At 71.4% G+C, this 18,679-nt stretch carries 12 protein-coding genes and 2 pseudogenes; 10 read left to right on the plus strand and 4 right to left on the minus strand.

Going from position 1 to position 18,679, the window contains the following annotated elements; genetic code table 11:
• Window positions 1–107 precede the first annotated feature (107 nt).
• From galE to idi, 4 genes and pseudogenes are all read left to right on the plus strand, one after another.
• Window positions 108–1,091 carry a UDP-glucose 4-epimerase GalE gene (galE, locus tag OG700_RS04470; RefSeq protein ID WP_405609178.1) on the plus strand — a complete coding sequence of 328 codons (984 nt, stop codon included), beginning with the start codon at window positions 108–110 and terminating at the stop codon, window positions 1,089–1,091.
• A 146-nt stretch (window positions 1,092–1,237) separates the two neighbouring features.
• A complete protein-coding gene (locus OG700_RS04475) occupies window positions 1,238–2,179 on the plus strand; it encodes a cation diffusion facilitator family transporter (protein WP_405609181.1) in 942 nt (313 codons plus the stop codon).
• Between the two features lie 296 nt (window positions 2,180–2,475).
• Window positions 2,476–3,174: pseudogene (locus OG700_RS04480) on the plus strand (class I SAM-dependent methyltransferase); the annotation flags it as partial.
• Between the two features lie 223 nt (window positions 3,175–3,397).
• On the plus strand, window positions 3,398–3,991 hold the full coding sequence (gene idi, locus OG700_RS04485) for an isopentenyl-diphosphate Delta-isomerase (protein ID WP_405609184.1): 594 nt from the start codon (window positions 3,398–3,400) through the stop codon (window positions 3,989–3,991).
• A gap of 94 nt (window positions 3,992–4,085) precedes the next feature.
• On the opposite strand, the pseudogene OG700_RS04490 reads toward idi, so the two are convergent.
• Window positions 4,086–4,532, minus strand: a pseudogene (locus tag OG700_RS04490) (ATP-binding protein); the annotation flags it as partial.
• Window positions 4,533–4,770: 238 nt separating this feature from the next.
• Between OG700_RS04490 and OG700_RS04495 the strand changes: the two are divergent.
• The 4 genes from OG700_RS04495 (at window position 4,771) to OG700_RS04510 (ending at window position 9,282) form a co-directional block, all read left to right on the plus strand.
• Complete coding sequence (locus tag OG700_RS04495; protein WP_405609187.1) at window positions 4,771–5,547, plus strand: enoyl-CoA hydratase/isomerase family protein; 777 nt, start codon at window positions 4,771–4,773, stop codon at window positions 5,545–5,547.
• Between the two features lie 115 nt (window positions 5,548–5,662).
• Window positions 5,663–6,526 carry an SCO6745 family protein gene (locus OG700_RS04500; RefSeq protein ID WP_405609190.1) on the plus strand — a complete coding sequence of 288 codons (864 nt, stop codon included), beginning with the start codon at window positions 5,663–5,665 and terminating at the stop codon, window positions 6,524–6,526.
• Between the two features lie 82 nt (window positions 6,527–6,608).
• On the plus strand, window positions 6,609–6,758 hold the full coding sequence (locus tag OG700_RS04505; RefSeq protein WP_405609192.1) for an LPFR motif small protein: 150 nt from the start codon (window positions 6,609–6,611) through the stop codon (window positions 6,756–6,758).
• Between the two features lie 115 nt (window positions 6,759–6,873).
• Window positions 6,874–9,282, plus strand: coding sequence for a Tex family protein (locus OG700_RS04510; protein WP_405609195.1), 2,409 nt, complete (start codon window positions 6,874–6,876; stop codon window positions 9,280–9,282).
• A gap of 85 nt (window positions 9,283–9,367) precedes the next feature.
• Here OG700_RS04510 and OG700_RS04515 read toward each other — a convergent pair whose 3' ends face one another.
• Complete coding sequence (locus OG700_RS04515) at window positions 9,368–11,011, minus strand: ABC-F family ATP-binding cassette domain-containing protein (protein WP_405609198.1); 1,644 nt, start codon at window positions 11,009–11,011, stop codon at window positions 9,368–9,370.
• 503 nt (window positions 11,012–11,514) lie between these two features.
• On the opposite strand from OG700_RS04515, the gene OG700_RS04520 reads away from it, so the two are divergent.
• Both OG700_RS04520 and OG700_RS04525 read left to right on the plus strand, forming a co-directional pair.
• On the plus strand, window positions 11,515–14,244 hold the full coding sequence (locus OG700_RS04520; protein ID WP_405609201.1) for a WD40 repeat domain-containing protein: 2,730 nt from the start codon (window positions 11,515–11,517) through the stop codon (window positions 14,242–14,244).
• 69 nt (window positions 14,245–14,313) lie between these two features.
• Entirely contained in the window at window positions 14,314–15,264 is a 951-nt protein-coding gene (locus OG700_RS04525; RefSeq protein WP_405609204.1) for an FAD-dependent oxidoreductase, read from the plus strand.
• A gap of 41 nt (window positions 15,265–15,305) precedes the next feature.
• Here the strand turns inward: OG700_RS04525 and OG700_RS04530 are convergent, their stop codons facing one another.
• Both OG700_RS04530 and OG700_RS04535 read right to left on the minus strand, forming a co-directional pair.
• Window positions 15,306–17,045: a BCCT family transporter gene (locus tag OG700_RS04530; RefSeq protein ID WP_405609207.1), complete on the minus strand. Its 1,740-nt coding sequence runs from the start codon at window positions 17,043–17,045 to the stop codon at window positions 15,306–15,308.
• Between the two features lie 81 nt (window positions 17,046–17,126).
• On the minus strand, window positions 17,127–18,434 hold the full coding sequence (locus OG700_RS04535) for a M14 family metallocarboxypeptidase (RefSeq protein WP_405609210.1): 1,308 nt from the start codon (window positions 18,432–18,434) through the stop codon (window positions 17,127–17,129).
• Window positions 18,435–18,679 lie beyond the last annotated feature (245 nt).

Raw genomic sequence — 18,679 nt, forward strand, 5'->3', positions numbered from 1 at the left:
GCATGGTCTGCGCCGTCGAAGCCGCGACCGCCGGGTGAACGTCCGGTGACCGTACGACGGCCGGGCGGCCCGGCGGGGGCCTCGCGGACAGGCTCTAAGGTGACGGCATGACTTGGCTGATCACAGGTGGAGCGGGGTACATCGGGGCGCATGTGGCGCGCTCCATGACCGAGGCGGGTGAGCGGGTCGTCGTACTCGACAACGTCTCGTCGGGCGTCGCGGACCGGCTGCCCGCCGAAATCCCCCTGGTGCGCGGGTCGTTGCTCGACCGGGACGTCCTCGACCGGGTACTGGCCGACCACGCCGTGACGGGTGTGGTGCATCTCGCCGCCAAGAAGCAGGTCGGCGAATCGGTGGAGCGGCCGCTCGCCTACTACCGGGAGAACGTGCACGGTCTCACGGTGCTGCTGGAGGCCGTGGTCGCCGCCGGGGTCGGGCGGTTCCTGTTCTCGTCGTCGGCCGCCGTGTACGGCGTACCCGATGTGGAGCTGATCACGGAGCGGACCCCGGCCGTGCCGATCAGTCCGTACGGCGAGACGAAGCTCACGGGCGAGTGGCTGGTCCGCGCCACGGGCCGGGCCCACGCGCTGTCCACCGCGTGTCTGCGGTACTTCAACGTGGCGGGGGCGGCACGGCCCGAACTGGCGGACACCGGGGTGTACAACATCATCCCGATGTTCTTCGACCGCGTCACGCGCGGGGAGCCGATGCGGATCTTCGGGGCGGACTATCCGACACCGGACGGCACCTGCGTACGGGACTACATCCACGTCGCGGATCTCGCCGACGCGCATCTCGCGGTCGCCCGGCGGCTGGCCGCGCGGGACGTGCCCGGTGACCTGACGTACAACATCGGGCGCGGCGAAGGCGTGTCGGTGCGCGAACTCGCGGATCTGGTGGGCGAGGTCACGGGTGACAGGACGCCCCCGATCGTCGAGCCCCGCCGGCCGGGCGACGCGGCGAAGGCGGTCGCGTCGGTCGACTCGATCACCGGGGATCTGGGCTGGACGGCCCGGCGCGGGGTACGCGAGATGGTCGAATCCGCGTGGGAGGGCTGGCGGCCGCACCACCCCGAGCCGACCGCCGACTGACCGGTGAACGATCTTGTCACTGCGCTGACCTGCGGGCATTCCCGCAGGTCAGAGGGAATGACAACGGTGTTCAGTCCCGTGTTGCTCGATACCCCCCACCCGTAGTTCACTGGCCGCATCGGCTCGAACGACCGGGAGGCATCCGCATGGGGGCTGGGCACGATCACGGGCACACACACGGCGGAGCGCCACCGCCGGGGACCGCCACCGCCGCGTACAAGGGGCGGCTGCGGATCGCGCTGGGGATCACCCTGTCGGTGATGGTCATGGAGATCATCGGCGGCGTCATGTCCGACTCGCTGGCCCTGATCGCCGACGCGGCGCACATGGCGACGGACGCGGTCGGTCTCGCCCTGGCGCTGCTCGCCGTCCACTTCGCCAACCGGCCGGCGGCGGGCAACCGTACGTTCGGCTTCGCCCGCGCCGAGATCCTGGCCGCGCTCGCCAACTGTCTGCTGCTGCTCGGCGTCGGCGGCTTCCTGCTCTTCGAGGCGGTCGAGCGCTTCATCACCCCCGCCGACACCAAGGGCGGGCTCACGATCATCTTCGCGGCGGTCGGCATGGTCGCCAACCTGATCTCGCTCTCCCTGCTGATGCGCGGGCAGAAGGAGAGTCTCAATGTGCGCGGCGCGTATCTGGAGGTGCTGGCCGACACGCTCGGCTCGGTCGCCGTCCTGATCTCGGCCACGGTCATCCTGACCACCGGCTGGCAGGCGGCCGACCCGATCGCGTCCCTGGTGATCGGCCTGATGATCGTCCCGAGGACGGTCAAGCTGCTGCGCGAGACACTGAACGTGCTGCTGGAGGCGGCGCCCAAGGGGGTGGACATGGGCGAGGTCAGGGCACACATAGTGGCGCTGCCCGGTGTGGAGGACGTGCACGACCTGCACGCCTGGACGATCACCTCGGGCATGCCGGTGCTGTCGGCGCATGTGGTGGTCAGCCAGTCCGTGCTGAACAGCGTCGGGCACGAGAAGATGCTCCACGACCTCCAGGGCTGCCTCGGCGACCACTTCGATGTGGAGCACTGCACCTTCCAGCTGGAGCCGGTGGGGCACGCGGAGCACGAGGCGAATCTCTGCCACTGAGGGGAGCCGTGCGCCCCTGTTAGAGTCCGGAACGGAGGCAACAGCGTCTCCCCATGTCGTGAGAGGAGCTGAGGTTGATGACCGTCACAGTGGAGGTCGCCATGCGCGGCACACGGTCCCTCCTCGACTTCCGGGCTGCCGGCTGACCGGTTCGCACCACACTGGTCCCGCGTCGGCCGGAGCCCCCTCACACAAGGGTTCTCACGTTGTCCGACAACGACACACACAACACCCAGAACACACAGGACACTCACGACGCATCGGCTGACGCCGCGCTTCACGAGGCCTTCTTCGCCCTGCACCACGGGCTGCCCCGGCAGGGTCCCGGCTCCGACGCCACCACCCGGCGGCTGCTCTCCTTCGCCGGACCGCTGCCGTCGCGTCCGCGCGCCCTCGACCTGGGCTGCGGCCCCGGCCGGGTGGCGCTCCTGCTGGCCGCCGAGGCCGGCGCACAGGTGACCGCCGTCGATCTGCACGAGCCGTTCCTCGACGAGCTGCGGCACGCCGCAGCCGCCCGCGGGCTCGCCGGATCAATCTCCACGGAGGCGGCGGACATGACCGAACTCCCCTACCCGGACGGGTCGTTCGACCTGATCTGGGCGGAGAGTTCGATCTACGGCATCGGCTTCGACAACGGCCTGAGCCGCTGGCGACGGCTGCTCGCACCCGGCGGCACACTGGTCATCACCGAGTGCGAGTGGACCAAGGCCGAGCCGAGCGCCGAGGCGCGTGCCTTCTGGGACGCGCAGTACACGCTCCGTACGACCGAGGAGAACGTGGCCGCGGCCGCCGCCGCCGGATACACCGTGCTGGAGGTGTACCCGCAGCCGGAGAGCGACTGGGACGAGTACTACGGGCCGCTCGAAGCGCGCGTCGACTCGGCCGACCCGCAGGCGCCGGGCATGGCGCGGGCGCTGGCCGTGACGCGCGAGGAGATCGCGATGCGCCGCGGGCACGGCACGGAGTACGGCTACACCGGCTACGTGCTGCGTCCGGACCGGACGGCGGGAACGCCGGTCGGGTAGCGGGTCCCAACCCGGCGCGGGCCGGGCCGGGCCGTAACAGCGGACGTGGCGCCGGACGTAACACCGGGCGTCACACCCGTGTCCGCCCCCGTGGAGCACATCTCGGGGGCGGACATGCCCGTTTCACGGAAGTACGAACAACACGCTCTTGTACGGCAGACTTGGGGGCCGAGGACCGAAGCGAAGGATGGCTATGCCGACCACACCTGTCACTGCGGCGAGCAGCTCGCCGAACGGCGTACAAGAAGCGATCATGCTGGAGCTGGTCGACGAGGACGGCAACACCATCGGCACGGCGGAGAAGCTCGCGGCACATCAGGCACCGGGTCAGCTGCACCGGGCGTTCTCCGTGTTCCTCTTCGACGAGCAGGGCAGGCTGCTGATCCAGCGCCGCGCGCTCGGCAAGTACCACTCCCCCGGCGTCTGGTCGAACACCTGCTGCGGGCACCCGTATCCGGGTGAGGCGCCCTTCGCCGCCGCCGCCCGCCGTACGTACGAAGAGCTGGGCATCTCGCCCACGCTGCTCGCCGAGGCGGGCACGGTCCGCTACAACCACCCGGACCCGGGGTCCGGGCTGGTCGAGCAGGAGTACAACCACCTCTTCGTGGGGCTCGCGCAGGCGACGCTGCGGCCGGACCCGGCGGAGATCGGCGACACGGCGTTCGTCACGCCGGCGGAGCTGGACGAGCGGCACCGCTCGGCGCCGTTCTCCGCGTGGTTCATGACCGTGCTGGACGCGGCGCGCCCGGCGATCAGGGAGCTGACGGGGTCGGCCGGGGGCTGGTAGCGCTCTCCCGGACCTCGTGCGGCTCCTCGACGTCTTGAATCCCGTGCATGTCGTGGACGTCGTGGACCTCGTTCGCGGGCGGCGCCACGGCGTCGGGCGTCAGCGGGAGCAGCGCCCAGATGATCTTCCCGCCGCTCGCCGTGTGCTCGACGTCGCAGGTGCCGCCCGCCTCCAGGGTGATCTCCCGTACGAGCAGCAGACCGCGCCCGCCGGTCTGCCCGTAGTCCCGCTCCAGCGCCTTCGGCCGGTACGGGTGGTTGTCCTCGACCGACACCCGGATCCAGTCGGCGGCGATGGCGACCTCCACCGCGACCTCGGGCGAGAGCAGGGCCGCGTGCCGTACGGCATTGGTCACCAGCTCCGAGACGATCAGGAGCAGCCCCTGGACGGTCTCGGCGGACGCCGGGGCGCCCTGCCGGTCCAGCAGGTCGCGTACGGCGTGCCGCGCCTGCGGCACGGAGATCTCGACCGAGGGGGCCGTGAACCGCCAGACCCCCTCGTACGGAAGCGGTCCGGCCGGAGCACTCCCGAAGCTCTCCACCACCGCTTACCCACCCCCGGTCTCGCAGCGCTCCGAGCGCGCTGTTCTTCGGATCCCGAGTCTTGGGAAAACGGCCGGACGGACGGCCTCACTGAACAGAAGTCAGCGCCTATCGACGGATAGTGTCCGGACACGTTCGACCATGTCGGACAACTCACCGGCCATGACGCCTTTCTGCCCTCTTGTTTCCGGCCCCTTCGTGATCACCGGTGTGTCGTGCCCGGATAGCATCCGGCGCATGGAGCCCACCGAGCCCGCCGAGCCCGCATCGCCACGGCTGGTCACCGCCGTCGCCGACGGAATCGCCACCATGACCATCACCCATCCCGCCAAGCGCAACGCGCTGACGGCGGACATGTGGCGGGCGCTGCCCGCGCTGCTGGCCGAGATGGCGACGGATCCCGCCGTCCGCGCCCTGGTGCTCACCGGTGCCGGCGACTCCTTCAGCGCGGGCGCCGACATCGGGGCGCTGCGCGAACCCGGTGACGCGATACAGGATCTCAGCGTGCGGGCCGAGGAGGCGCTGGCCGCGTTCCCCAAGCCGACACTGGCCGCGGTACGCGGCTACTGCGTGGGCGGCGGCGCCCAGTTGGCGGTCGCCTGTGATCTGCGGTTCGCGGCGGAGGGCGCGCGATTCGGGGTCACACCCGTGAAGCTCGGCGTCGTCTACCGGTCGTCGTCGACCCGGCGGCTGGTCTCCCTGGTCGGCCCGTCGACCGCCAAGTACCTGCTTTTCTCCGGGGAGTTGATCGAGACGGAGCGGGCGCTGCGGGTCGGCCTGGTGGACGAGGTGCTCGCGCCGGGCCAACTGGGCGAGCGGGTGGCCGAGTTCACCCAGGTGCTGGCCGCCCGGTCGCTGCTGACGCAGGCGGCGGCGAAGGAGTACGCGGCGGGCCGCAGGGATCGCGACGCGTACTGGCAGGAGCAGGCGCGCGGCAGCGGGGACCGCGTGGAGGGAGTGACGGCGTTCCTGGAGCGCAGGGCACCGCACTTCGAATGGACGGTCCGGGAGTAGGGCGTCCCCTCTCCCCAATCGCCGGACGGACCGCGCGTCTTGTCCTCGATCGCGGGACAGGGTCAGAAGCCCGTTCGGGCTTCCGAACGTACCAACCAGTCGGTAACATACGGGCATGACCACTCTCGCCCCGCGCGCCGGACGCCGCTGCCACAACGCCGTCAATCCGCTCCACTCGACGGTCTACTTCTCCCCGGATATCGGCAAGGAATTCTCCGGGGTCGGCATCGACGACCCGAGGGCCGTGTACGTGGCCGGGCGCGGCGCCGCGATGGGCGCGGTGGGGCCCGGTGTGATCGCCGCCGCGTTCTACAACTTCGACTACGCCCTCGTCGCCCGGCACATCCCCGCCGTCTGGCGCGTCGCCTCCCCCGAGGCCGTGCTCGACGCCCGGCTGCGCGCCGTCGACTCCACCCTGCGGCGCGTCCTCGGTGAGGAGGCCGTCGCTTCGGACGAGATGGCCGAGGCGGCCCGGCTCGCACTGCGCGCCACGGAGGCGTGCACCCGGCACGCCCGGCCGCTGTACGCCGCGCACGCCGACCTGCCCGTCCCCGAGGAGCCGCACCTCGCCTTCTGGCATGCCACGACGCTGCTGCGCGAACACCGCGGCGACGGCCACATCGCCGCGCTGCTGTGCGCCGGGCTCGACCCCGTCGAAGCGCTCGTCAGCCACACGGCGACCGGCAAGGGCATGGCGCCGGGCTGGGTGCTCAGTACCCGGGGCTGGCACCGTACGGACTGGGACGCCGCGGCCGGCCGGCTGCGGGAGCGCGGGCTGCTGGACGGCGCGGGCGAGCTGACCGAGGCGGGGACCGCGCTCCGCGCCGATCTGGAGGAGCGGACGGACCTGCTCGACGCGGCGCCGTACGAGCATCTGGGCGCCGCCGGGGTGGAGCGGCTGACCGAGCTGGCGCGCGGCTTCCTGATGGCCGCGGCCGGGGCCGGGGCGTTCCCCGCCGATCTGATCGGGAAGGGCTGACGTTTGCGTAGGCGGTCAGCGGCAAAGTGGAGGGTGTGGGTCATTACGGCAGACCCGCGCTTCTAGCAGGAGGTTTTTCGTCATGCGAGCCATCGCAGATGCACTTCGCGCCGTCGGTGGCGCCATCGCCACCGTGATCACCCTGCCGTTCCGGCTCGTCGCCAAGCTCTTCAGCGGCGCCTCGCGCGGCTCGGGCGGCTCTCGCGGCGGAGGCCGCGCCCGCCGCGCCTGACCGGTCGCGGCACGCCACGACGTCCGCGACCGAGAGGGCGCGCGACACGGCCCCCGGCCACCCGGCACAATGCAGGCACAAGCACAGCCAGCACGAGAGCCGAGTCGGGGAGAACGTGACGACGTCCATCGAAGGCAGGATCGCCGGGGAACTCGGCGTACGCGAGCGGCAGGTGAAGGCGGCCGTCGAGCTGCTGGACGGCGGGTCGACCGTTCCGTTCATCGCTCGCTACCGCAAGGAAGCGACCGAGATGCTCGACGACACGCAACTGCGCACGCTCGAAGAGCGACTGCGCTACCTGCGGGAACTCGAAGAGCGCCGGACGGCGATCCTTCAGTCCGTACACGAACAGGGCAAGCTGGACGAGGCCCTGGAGGCGCAGATCCGGGCCGCCGACACCAAGTCGCGGCTTGAGGACATCTATCTGCCGTTCAAGCCCAAGCGGCGTACGAAGGCGCAGATCGCCCGTGAGGCCGGGCTCGAACCGCTCGCCGACGGCCTGCTGAACAATCCGTCGGTCGATCCCCTCACCGCGGCGGCGGCGTTCGTCGACACCGACAAGGGTGTCGCGGACGCCGCCGCCGCGCTGGACGGCTCCCGCGCCATCCTCACCGAGCGCTTCTCCGAGGACGCCGACCTCATCGGTGAGCTGAGGGAGCGCATGTGGACGCGCGGCCGGCTCACGGCGAAGGTCCGCGAGGGCAAGGGCAACGCCACGGAGGGTCCGGCCGCCAAGTTCGCGGACTACTTCGACTTCGCCGAGGGTTTCTCCGCGCTCCCCTCGCACCGCATGCTCGCGCTCTTCCGGGGCGAGAAGGAAGAGATCCTGGACCTCAGCCTGGAGCCGGAGTCGGAGTCGGACGCCGAGCGGCCGGGTCCCAGCACGTACGAGAACATGGTCGCCCGTCGCTTCGGCGTCGCGGACCGCGGCCGGCCCGGCGACAAGTGGCTCGCCGACACGGTCCGTTGGGCCTGGCGCACCCGTATCCTCGTCCATCTCGGTATCGATGTGCGCCTGCGGCTGCGCACGGCCGCCGAGGACGAGGCGGTGCGGGTCTTCGCGTCGAACCTGCGGGACCTGCTGCTGGCGGCGCCCGCGGGGACGCGCGCCACGCTCGGGCTCGACCCGGGCTTCCGTACGGGGGTCAAGGTCGCCGTCGTCGACGCGACGGGCAAGGTCGTCGGCATCGACACGATCCATCCGCACGTCCCGGCGAACAAGTGGGACGAGTCCCTGGCGAAGCTCGCGCGGCTCTGCGCCCAGCACTCCGTCGACCTGATCGCCATCGGCAACGGCACGGCGTCCCGCGAGACGGACAAGCTGGCGGCCGAACTGATCGCGAAGCACCCGGAGTTGAAGCTCACGAAGGTGATGGTCTCGGAGGCGGGCGCTTCCGTGTACTCCGCCTCCGCGTTCGCCTCCCAGGAGCTGCCGGACCTCGACGTGTCGATCCGCGGCGCCGTCTCGATCGCCCGGCGCCTCCAGGACCCGCTCGCCGAGCTGGTCAAGATCGACCCCAAGTCCATCGGTGTCGGCCAGTACCAGCACGACCTGTCCGAGGTGAAGCTCTCCCGCTCGCTCGACGCGGTCGTGGAGGACTGTGTCAACGGCGTCGGCGTCGACGTCAACACCGCGTCGGCGCCGCTGCTTTCGCGGGTGTCCGGCATCGGCGCCACTCTCGCCGAGAACATCGTCTCCCACCGCGACTCCAACGGGCCGTTCCGCTCACGGCGGGCGCTGAAGGACGTGGCGCGGCTGGGGCCGAAGGCGTACGAACAGTGCGCGGGCTTCCTGCGGATCCGGGGCGGTGACGATCCGCTGGACGCGTCGTCCGTCCACCCGGAGGCGTATCCGGTGGTACGCGCGATGGTGAAGACGACGGGCAGCGAGGTCGCGACGCTGATGGGCGACGCGGGGGCGCTGCGCTCGCTGCGGCCCGCCGACTTCGTGAGCGACGCGTTCGGGCTGCCGACCGTCACGGACATCCTGCGCGAGCTGGAGAAGCCGGGGCGGGACCCGAGGCCCGCGTTCAAGACGGCGACGTTCAAGGACGGTGTGGAGAAGATCGGCGATCTCGCCGCCGGGATGGTGCTGGAGGGCGTGGTCACGAACGTCGCGGCGTTCGGGGCGTTCGTGGACGTCGGCGTGCATCAGGACGGGCTGGTGCATGTGTCGGCGATGTCGAAGACGTTCGTGAAGGACCCGCGCGACGTGGTGAAGCCGGGCGACGTGGTGAAGGTCAAGGTGCGCGAGGTCGACATCCCGCGCAAGCGGATCTCGCTGACGCTGCGGCTGGACGACGAGGCGGAGCCGGGCGCGGCGGCCGGTGGCGAGCGGGCTCCGCAGCAGCGGCGCGGTGGCGGTGGCGGTGGCGGTAGCGGCAGGCAGCGCGGGTCGGGCGGCGGTGAGCGGGGTGGTGAGCGCGGCGGCGCGAAGCGGCAGGCGCCCGCGAAGTCGGCGAAGCCGACACCGGCGAACAGCGCGATGGCCGACGCGCTGCGCAGGGCGGGGCTCGGGGGTTGAGCGGTGCCGGCGCGGGGCGGTCCCGTCTCTTCGGGACCGCCCCGGCGCCGGGCGAACGGGCGACCGGGCGACCGGGCGACCGGTGTCAGGCTTCCGACACCTTGCCCGCCGTGACCTCGATCCGCCGCTCCGTACGGACGGAATCCAGCATCCGGCGGTCGTGCGTGACCAGCAGCAGCGTGCCCTCGTAACTGTCGAGCGCCGACTCCAGTTGCTCGATCGCCGCCAGGTCGAGATGGTTCGTCGGCTCGTCCAGGACCAGCAGGTTCACGCCCCGGACCTGGAGCAGCGCGAGGGCCGCGCGGGTGCGTTCGCCCGGGGAGAGCGTCGTCGCCGGGCGCAGCACGTGTGCCGCCTTGAGACCGAACTTGGCCAGCAGCGTGCGGACTTCGGCCGGCTCCGTGTCGGGGACGGCCGCGCAGAACGCGTCGAGCAGTCTCTGCGTACCGTGGAACAGCGCGCGGGCCTGGTCGACCTCGCCGACCACCACGCCCGAGCCGAGCGAGGCGGCTCCCGCGTCGGGTGACAGCCTGCCGAGCAGGAGCGCCAGCAGGGTGGACTTGCCCGCGCCGTTCGCGCCGGTGATGGCGACCCGGTCCGCCCAGTCGATCTGGAGCGAGGCGGGCCCGAAGTGGAAGTCACCGCGCCGAACTTCGGCGCCGTTCAGTGTCGCGACGACCGACCCGGAGCGCGGGGCTGACGCGATTTCCATCTGGAGCTCCCACTCCTTGCGGGGCTCGTCGACGGCATCGGCGTCCAGCCGTTCGATCAGGCGCTGGGTCTGGCGGGCCTTCGCCGCCTGCTTCTCCGTTGACTCGGAGCGGAACTTACGGCCGATCTTGTCGTTGTCCGTGGCCTTGCGGCGCGCGTTCTTGACGCCCTTGTCCATCCAGGAGCGCTGCGTCTGGGCCCGCCCTTGGAGGGCCGAGCGCTTGTCGGCGTACTCGTCGTACTCCTCACGGGCGTGCTGCCGGGCCCGCTCGCGCTCTTCGAGATACGCCGCGTAGCCGCCGCCGAAGAGGTTGACCCGCTGCTGGGCCAGGTCGAGTTCGAGGACCTTGGTGACGGTGCGGGTGAGGAATTCGCGGTCGTGGCTGACGAGGACGGTGCCGGCGCGAAGGCCGGTGACGAAGGATTCGAGGCGTTCGAGTCCGTCGAGATCAAGGTCGTTCGTCGGCTCGTCCAGAAGGAAGACGTCGTAGCGGGAGAGCAGCAGGGACGCCAGGCCGGCGCGGGCGGCCTCGCCGCCGGAGAGCGCGGTCATCGGCTGGTCGAGGCCGACGGTCAGCCCGAGGGTCGCTGCCACCTCCTCGGCGCGCTCGTCGAGGTCGGCGCCGCCGAGCCCGAGCCAGCGCTCCAGGCCGGCGGCGTACGCGTCGTCCGCGCCGGGCGCGCCGTCGACCAGTGCCTGGGTGGCCGCGTCGAGGGTGGCCTGGGCGTCGGTGACGCCCGTACGCCGGGCGAGGAAGTCCCGGACGGATTCGCCGGGGCGGCGCTCGGGCTCCTGCGGGAGGTGGCCCACGGTCGCGGTGGGCGGGGACAGGCTCAGCGCCCCGTCCTCGGGCGTGTCGAGCCCGGCGAGCAGCCGGAGCAGGGTCGATTTCCCGGCTCCGTTGACCCCGACGAGCCCGATCACGTCGCCGGGCGCGACGACGAGGTCGAGGTCCGCGAAGAGCGAGCGGTCGCCGTGTCCGGCGGCGAGATTCTTGGCGACGAGAGTGGCAGTCATCAGACCGTCGATTCTAGGGCGTGATGCGAGAGTCCCGACTGGCCGACGACGCCTGGCACGCGCACTCGCCGCGTTGACAGCGTTCTCGAAGACATCCGAGTACGGCCGGGCCATCATCCACACCGCCGATCCTCCGCCTTGCGATCGCACGCACCAGACGCCGTCGGCCCCGCCCGGCGGGCACCTCAAGCCCGTCCGGCGCTTGAGGAGGACACCACCCACCGGCCGGACATACCCCACCCCGCCCCGCGCCCGATCAAGCCCGTCCGGCGCTTGAGGACAAGCGCGGCCCGCGAATCGCGCAACCCGGCCAACAACCCCGACCCATGTCTGGGAGGCCTGGTACCCCGGCCGGGACCGACGCGGTCGGTGTGTGTGCCGCATCGGCCGCCCCCGTTCGCGGGGACCGGTTCAGGCGGGACTGTCAGTGGCGAATGCGATCATGGCTGCCAGCTTCATCTCCTCACCGGGAAAGGCCAGTTGCCTTGTCGATCGTGCGTAACGTGCCCACCGATGTCCTGAGCCCTGACGCTGTCGCCCGGATCGCCCGGCTGAAGGGCCGGATACCGGAAGGGTTTCAGCCGCGTGAGTGGGTGGTGCGCACGCCCGCGGGCGAGCACCCGGTGCCGCCCGCGGTGCAGGCGTTGCTCGCGGTGGTGTGGCCGTCGTGGCAACGTCTGGCCACCGACGACGAGTTCGGCTGGGAGGTCCACCTGCCCTCGCACTGCGAAGTCGAAGCCGGGTTGGTGGAGGAGGAGACTCCCCGGGCCTGGTACGCGATCGGCTGGGACGAAGGGCAGTGGTATCTCGTCGTCGATCTCGCCGATACGGACGGCGACTTCCGTGTCCACCGGGTGGACCACGAGGGGGGAGATCGGGTGGGTACGGGCCGCCGGCTCTCCACCCTGCTCGCGGAACTGCGGCCGGTGGGCGACCACTTCGATTTCCCCGACGCCGGTGCCGAAGCCGATTCGCCGCCCTCGGCGCGGGAACCCGCCGTCGACGCGCACACCCTCGTCCACGCAGACCCCGACGAGCTGTTGCCGCTCCTGGACCACGTCACCTCGGCCGAGGGCCGACTGGCCGCCGACGTCTACCGCACGTCCGCCGACCGCCACCGACGCGGCGACGCCGTGACCCGCCGCCAGCTCCTTGCCATGGACGCCGCGCGCCTGGGCGCGGGCGACCTGGCCCGCGCCGTCGCCGCCGTCCCGGTCGCCGGCGCGCCCGCCGACACCTGGACCGTCGAGTGGGCCACCGGCGCCCGGCTGGACCCGCAGGTGCGCGCACGGTTCGACGTGGGCGGCAGACAGGTGACCGCCGTGGTCCAGGGGCGGCCGGTCCTGGTCACACTGAGCGGATACACGCTGTATGTCCACGACCTGGTCACGGGTGCCGTCGTCGTCGAAGCCGACCTGAAGTCGAAGGTGCACCAGGAGTTCCAGGCCCTCGCCGTCACCGAGGCGGACGGCCGCTGGATCGCCGTCACCGGCGCCGAGTGCATGGGTGCTTGCCACGGCTACGGCGACGACGACGGATGCGGCGGCCGGTGCGGCGGGCTCGTCGAGCGCTGGAACCTGGCCGACGGCACCCCGGTCGGCGATCCCCTCACCGGATCCCTGGGCAGCGTCAAGGCGGTGGCGGTGGCCCGGGTGGCCGGTGAGCAGGTCGTCGTCGGCGGGGGCGGCGACCGCACGCTGCGCATGTGGGACCTGCGAACGGGCGCCCCGCTCGGCGACCCGATCGCCGAGCGGCCGGACATCGACGAGCCCGGCGCGATCAGGGCGATCGCCGTCGGCGAGGCGGCCGGCCGGCCGATCGCGATCACCGGAGCCGAGGACGGCGCCGGCCTGGTGTGGGATCTCGAAAGCGGCGGGACCCTTGGAGCAGCCCTCACCACCGATGATCCCGACCGCGTGGACGCCTGGATCTCCAGCGCCGCCGTGGGCTGCCTCGACGGCCGGCCGACCGTGGTGACCAGTGGCGACGACGAGGTACGCCTGTGGGACCCGCTGACCGGGGAGCAAGTCGGCGACGTCCTCACCGACGACCACGGCGACGTCAACGGCAAATCCGCGCTCGCCGAGCTCGACGGCCGCAGCGTCGTCGTGACCGCGCGCCACGGCGTCGTCAGTGTGTGGGACCCGCGTGACCGGCGGGTCGTCCGTGGGCCCGTCTCGCTCTTCGCGGACTCGGGCGGCAGTGTCGACAGCTTGACCACGGCAGTCGTGGCCGGGCGCCCGGTGGCGCTGGTCGGCACGTACCGGCACACATTCGTCGTGGATCTGGACGTCGCTTCCACCACCCTCCAGGGGCCTCGCCGGGGGCACACCGAGAAGATCCGCGACATGGCGGCGGGCGAGACGGATTCGGGGGCGTATCTGGTCACCGGTGGCGAAGACGGCACCGCCCGCGTGTGGGACCTCGCCGACGGCACGGAGCTGTGCGCGGCGCTCGACGGCCACAGAGTCCGCGTCAACGTCGCCGCGACGCGTCTCGGCGACCGGCCCGCGGCCGTGACCACCGACGGCGAGAAACTACGGGTCTGGGATCCGTCCACCGGCGAACTCACGCGCACGGTAGCGGCGAAACGCCGTGGGGACGGCCACGAGCTGATGTCGGTGTCCGCCACCGAGCACGGCGGTCGCGCGATAGGGCTCACCGCCGGATACGACGGCCGCGTGCTCGCCTGGGATCTGGAAAAGGGTGCCCCCGCCGGGCTGCCTCCACTGACCGGACACCCCGACTACATACGTGCGGCTCTCCCCATGACGGTCGACGGTCGCGGTGTGGTCGCGGTCAACGACCACGACGCCGTGCGGATCTGGGACCTGGAGTCCGGCGGGACGACGCGCATCCTCCGACACGAGCGCGAGGTCGATCGCCTCGCCGTCGTCGCCTCGTCCGCGCGCCCGCTCGTGATCACCGCGTGCCACGACGCACTCCACGTCTGGGATCCCGCGACCGGAGAGCACTTGGGGTCCGTCGACACCGGCGACACCATACGCGCGATGTCCGCCGCCGAGATCGACGGACGCCCCTTGGTGGCCACCGGAGGCTACAAGCGAACCGTCCGGTTGTGGGACGCGGCAACGTGTGAGCAGGTGGGCTCCACCCTCACCGTCCCCGAGGAGACAGGCGCCCTCGCCCTGACCCCCGGCGGCCGTCTCGCCGTCGCCTTCGGAGCGGACATCGCCCTGCTCTCGCGAGGAGTTGCCGACGGCGGGGCCTGAGCGAGGGACGCCTCCCCCGCCGGACCGCCGAGCTGTCCGCCGAATCGCGCTTCGGCTACCGTCCCCGGCATGAGTGACACGGTGATCGTGGTCGGTGGCGGGGTCGTCGGGCTGACGAGCGCCGTCGTGCTCGCCGAGCGGGGGCGGCGGGTGCGGGTGTGGTCGCGGGAGCCCGCCGGGCGGACCACGTCGGCGGTGGCGGGCGCGCTGTTCTGGCCGTACCGGATCGAGCCCGCCGTACAGGTCGACGTGTGGTCCCTGCGGTCGTTGCGTGAGTACGCGGCGCTGGCGTGGGATCCGGAGGCGACGGGCGTACGCGTGGTGGCGGGCCTGATGGCCGACACTCCGCTCGCCGGGGTGGGGCGTTGGGCGGAGGAGCTGTCCGAGGTGCGTGAGGCGCGGGCCGACGAGTTGCCCGACGGGTGCGGTCAGGCGTTGCGCGCCCGGCTGCCGCTGATCGACATGCCCACGCATCTGCGGTACTTGGAGGAGCGGCTGCGTGCCGCCGGCGGGAGCGTGGAGCGGCGTACGGTCGACGGCTTCCAGGAGGCGGCGGCCGAGGCGCCCGTGGTGGTCAACTGCTCGGGGCTCGGCGCCCGCGAGCTGGTGCCCGACGCGTCGGTGTTCCCGGTGCGCGGGCAGCTCGTGGTGGTCGAGAACCCGGGGATCGATGAGTGGTTCGTGTCGGCGGGCGCGGGCGACACCGGTATGACGGTCCTGTTCCCGCAGCCGTACGGCCTGGTGCTCGGCGGGACCTCCGACGAGCACGCGTGGGACCCGCTGCCCGACCCGGCGACCGCCGCGGCCATAGTCGGGCGCTGCGCCGCGCTGCGTCCGGAGCTGCGGGGCGCGCGGGTCCTCGCGCACCGGGTGGGGCTGCGTCCCGCGCGGCCCCGGGTGCGGGTCGAGGCGGTCCAACTTCCGGGCGGGGCACGGCTGGTGCACAACTACGGCCACGGTGGCGCGGGGGTCACCGTGGCCTGGGGCTGTGCGGAGGAGGCCGCCCGGCTGGCGGGGTGAACCCGCCGGCCGGACGGCCTGCGTATACAAGGTGAGCCGGGTCAGCGAGGCGCCGACTGCTCCGGGGTGCCTGAGGGCGGCGCGTCCTCGGGCGTCGGGCCGATCTGGATCTCGAAGTCGCCGTCGTACTGGTCGTGTCCGGCGATGACGGCCGACTCGACGACCTCGACGCCCCGCTCCTCACGCAGGATCAGCGGGTCGTGGCGCAGGTCGCGCATGAGGGCCACACACATGCCGATCATGACGAGCGCGAAGGGCGCGGCCACCAGGATCGTCATGTTCTGCAAGCCCGCCAGTGCGTCCTTCTCGCCGTCGCCGACCAGCAGCATCACCGCGGCCACGGCGCCGGTCACCACACCCCAGAAGACGATCACGTACTTGCTGGGCTCGAAGTGGCCCTTCTGGGAGAGGGTGCCCATCACGATGGACGCGGCGTCGGCGCCGGAGACGAAGAAGATGCCGACGAGGATCATCACCAGCAGACCGGTGAAGGTGGCGATCGGGAAGTCCTGGAGCAGTTGGAAGAGCTGGCCCTCGGGCGTCGCCTCCTTGGCGAGTTCGCCCTTCCGCTCCTGGAGCCGGATGGCCGACCCACCGAAGATCGCGAACCAGACCAGGCTCACGCTGCTCGGTACGAGGATGACGCCGCCCACGAACTGACGGATGGTCCGGCCACGGCTGATGCGGGCGATGAACATACCGACGAAGGGCGTCCAGGAGATCCACCACGCCCAGTAGAAGACCGTCCAGTCGCCGAGCCACTCGGCGACGCCGCGGCCGCTGCTGGCCTCGGTACGGCCCGCCAGCTCGGCCAGGTCGCCGAAGTAGGCGGCGATCGACGTCGGCAGCAGGTCGAGGATGAAGACGGTCGGGCCGAGGATGAACACGAACAGGGCGAGGAACAGCGCCAGCACCATGTTGGTGTTGGAGAGCCACTGAATGCCCTTCTCGACGCCGGAAACCGCCGAGGCCACGAACGCCAGCGTCAGCACGGCGATGATGGTGACGAGCAGTGCGGTGCTGACGTTGTCGCGCCAGTTCAGCTGGGTGACCCCGCTGCCGATCTGGAGTGCGCCGAGACCCAGCGAGGCGGCCGAGCCGAAGAGCGTCGCGAAGATCGCGAGGATGTCGATGACGCGGCCGACGCCGCCGTACGCCTGCTTCTCGCCGATGAGCGGCACGAAGACCGCGCTGATGGTCTGGCACCGCTTGCGCCGGAAGGTGCTGTACGCGATGGCGAGCCCGACCACGGCGTAGATGGCCCACGGGTGCAGGGTCCAGTGGAACAGCGTGGTGGCCATGGCGGTTCCCGTGGCCGCCGCCGCGTCCGCGGGGTGGGTGCCGGGGGGCGGGTTGGTGAAGAAGGTGAGCGGTTCGTTCACGCCGAAGAACATCAGGCCGATGCCCATGCCGGCGCTGAACATCATGGCGACCCAGGAGACGGTCCTGAACTCGGGCTTCTCACCCTCCTCACCGAGTGTGATCTTGCCGTAGCGGCTGATCGCCAGCCACAGGGCGAAGAGCACGAAGCCCGAGGCCACCAGGACGAAGGCCCAGCCACCGTTGTGGATCAGGCCGGAGAGCATGGAACTCGACACGTCTTGCAAGGAGTCGGTGGCGACCGAGCCCCAGACCACGAAGGCGAGCGTGAAGAGGGCTGTGAAACCGAACACCACCCGGTCGGTCTGGGGGCGTCGGGATTCCTGGGGATGGCCGGGCCCGGCCGCCTTGACCGGCGGCGGGCCTCCTTCGGCTCCCGATTTCTGAGCGTCCTGCGACACGGGCAACACCTTTCGCGGCTTCACGGAGTATGCGCCGACGCTCCGTTACGCCTTAACACTTGTGAATTGGCTCTCTTTCTATCAACAAGTCGCCACTGGTTGTCCGACGGTGAGGTGGTAGGTGGCGCGTCCGTCGAGGAGGAGCGGGATCAGCTTGCGCTGGGACTGACGCAGCGGAACGAAGGCGCCGTCACCGCGGGTGGGCAGGGCCTTCACCCCGTGCAACGCCAGTTCGTCCTTCACATCCGCGTACTGGGCGGCGTCCAGCCGGTAGCCGCAGGGTGGGTTCTCGACGGTGTCCTCGGGGGTCGCGGGCTCGTTGTCGGCGCCGCCCAGGTAGACCGTGCCGCGGTCGAGCAGTCCGGCGGCGCGGGACAGCGCGGTGGCGGTGGCGAGTTGACCGCGGCGCTCGTCGGCGTAGCTCAACAGGCCCTTGAGGGAGTCGAGTTGGCTGTCGACCCGGCGCCGCTGGTTCAGCGCGGGATCGTTCTCCTCGGCCTCGGACCTGGGGTCGACCCGGCTCTCGATGAGCAGGCCGACGGAGTGCTTGACGCCGGAGGCGTTGCGCAGGATGCGCTCCTGGCCGTCGCCCGCGGTCTGCTTGATCGGGTCGCCGGTGACCGGGTCGGTCCAGATGCCGTACGTGCCGATGGAGTGGTCGCCGGCGCGGGCGGCCGGGCGTACGTACGCCTCGGAGAGGGTCTGCGCCTCCTTGTGCACCCGCGAGGAGGTGTTGAGGTTGCGCGGCCAGAGGTCGAACAGGTCCTTGTCGTAGTACGGCGGGGTGGCCCCGTACTCGTGCAGGTCGTAGATGACGTCGGGCTCGCGGTCGCGCGTGAGGGCGGCCATGGTGCGGCCCTCGGCCGTCTTCAGCGCGAGGTGGTCGCGGTTGATGTCGACGCCGTCGGAGTTGCCGCGGGTGTCGGCGGCCCGGCCGTCGGGGTTGGCGGTCGGGACGACCAGGACACTCGTACGGTCCAGGAAGCGCTTTGTCGCGCGGTCCTTGGGATAGGCCAGGTCGCGGACGGTGGTGAGGCAGGCTTCACGACCTGACGGCTCGTCACCGTGCTGGCTGCATATGAGCAGGAGGCTGGTGGCCGAGCGTCTGTTGCCCAGCTCGACGAGGTTGAGCGGGCGGCTCTGCTTGGTGGTGCCGATGGTGCTGACCGCGACCCGGTCGCCGCCGCGGTCGACGGCGGCGAGGAACGTCTGCTCCTGCGCCAGCGTGGTCCACTCGGCGCCGCGGCTCTCCTCGAAGCCGGTACGCGGTGGGGTGTCGGCCGGGGCGGCGGGAGCGGCGGGGTCGGCCGACGAGGGAAGGGCGGTGAGGGGGACGAGGAGGGCGGCTGCCGCCACCGACAGGGCGAGGGTGCGAATCCGGGACGTCATCAGGTGCGGTCTCCGAGGCTCGGCGGGGTGGTCTGACGGACACATGCCCCGTGAACGGAATTCCATGGGGCGGAAAGCTACCCCTGTGAACAGCGGTGCGACAGAGGGCTGTCCGCGATCAGCCGTATGTCGGGCGATGGGCGCCGTGCCCGCTGTGGCGGGTGCGCGGGCGTTTGGAAGCGCTCTCTCCGGGTTGCGGACAGCGGATACCCTGTACCGGTCCGGCGGCCCGTACGGTCGCCCGT

The organism is Streptomyces sp. NBC_01508 (assembly GCF_045040315.1).
In the GTDB taxonomy this organism is placed as follows: domain Bacteria; phylum Actinomycetota; class Actinomycetes; order Streptomycetales; family Streptomycetaceae; genus Streptomyces.

Coding starts and splice junctions, on each gene's coding strand:
- OG700_RS04505 (WP_405609192.1), top strand. CDS start 6,609: ATGCGAGCCATCGCAGATGCACTTCGCGCCGTCGGTGGCGCCATCGCC.
- OG700_RS04515 (WP_405609198.1), bottom strand. CDS start 11,011: ATGACTGCCACTCTCGTCGCCAAGAATCTCGCCGCCGGACACGGCGAC.
- OG700_RS04500 (WP_405609190.1), top strand. CDS start 5,663: ATGACCACTCTCGCCCCGCGCGCCGGACGCCGCTGCCACAACGCCGTC.
- OG700_RS04475 (WP_405609181.1), top strand. CDS start 1,238: ATGGGGGCTGGGCACGATCACGGGCACACACACGGCGGAGCGCCACCG.
- OG700_RS04495 (WP_405609187.1), top strand. CDS start 4,771: ATGGAGCCCACCGAGCCCGCCGAGCCCGCATCGCCACGGCTGGTCACC.
- idi (WP_405609184.1), top strand. CDS start 3,398: ATGCCGACCACACCTGTCACTGCGGCGAGCAGCTCGCCGAACGGCGTA.
- OG700_RS04535 (WP_405609210.1), bottom strand. CDS start 18,434: ATGACGTCCCGGATTCGCACCCTCGCCCTGTCGGTGGCGGCAGCCGCC.
- galE (WP_405609178.1), top strand. CDS start 108: ATGACTTGGCTGATCACAGGTGGAGCGGGGTACATCGGGGCGCATGTG.
- OG700_RS04525 (WP_405609204.1), top strand. CDS start 14,314: ATGAGTGACACGGTGATCGTGGTCGGTGGCGGGGTCGTCGGGCTGACG.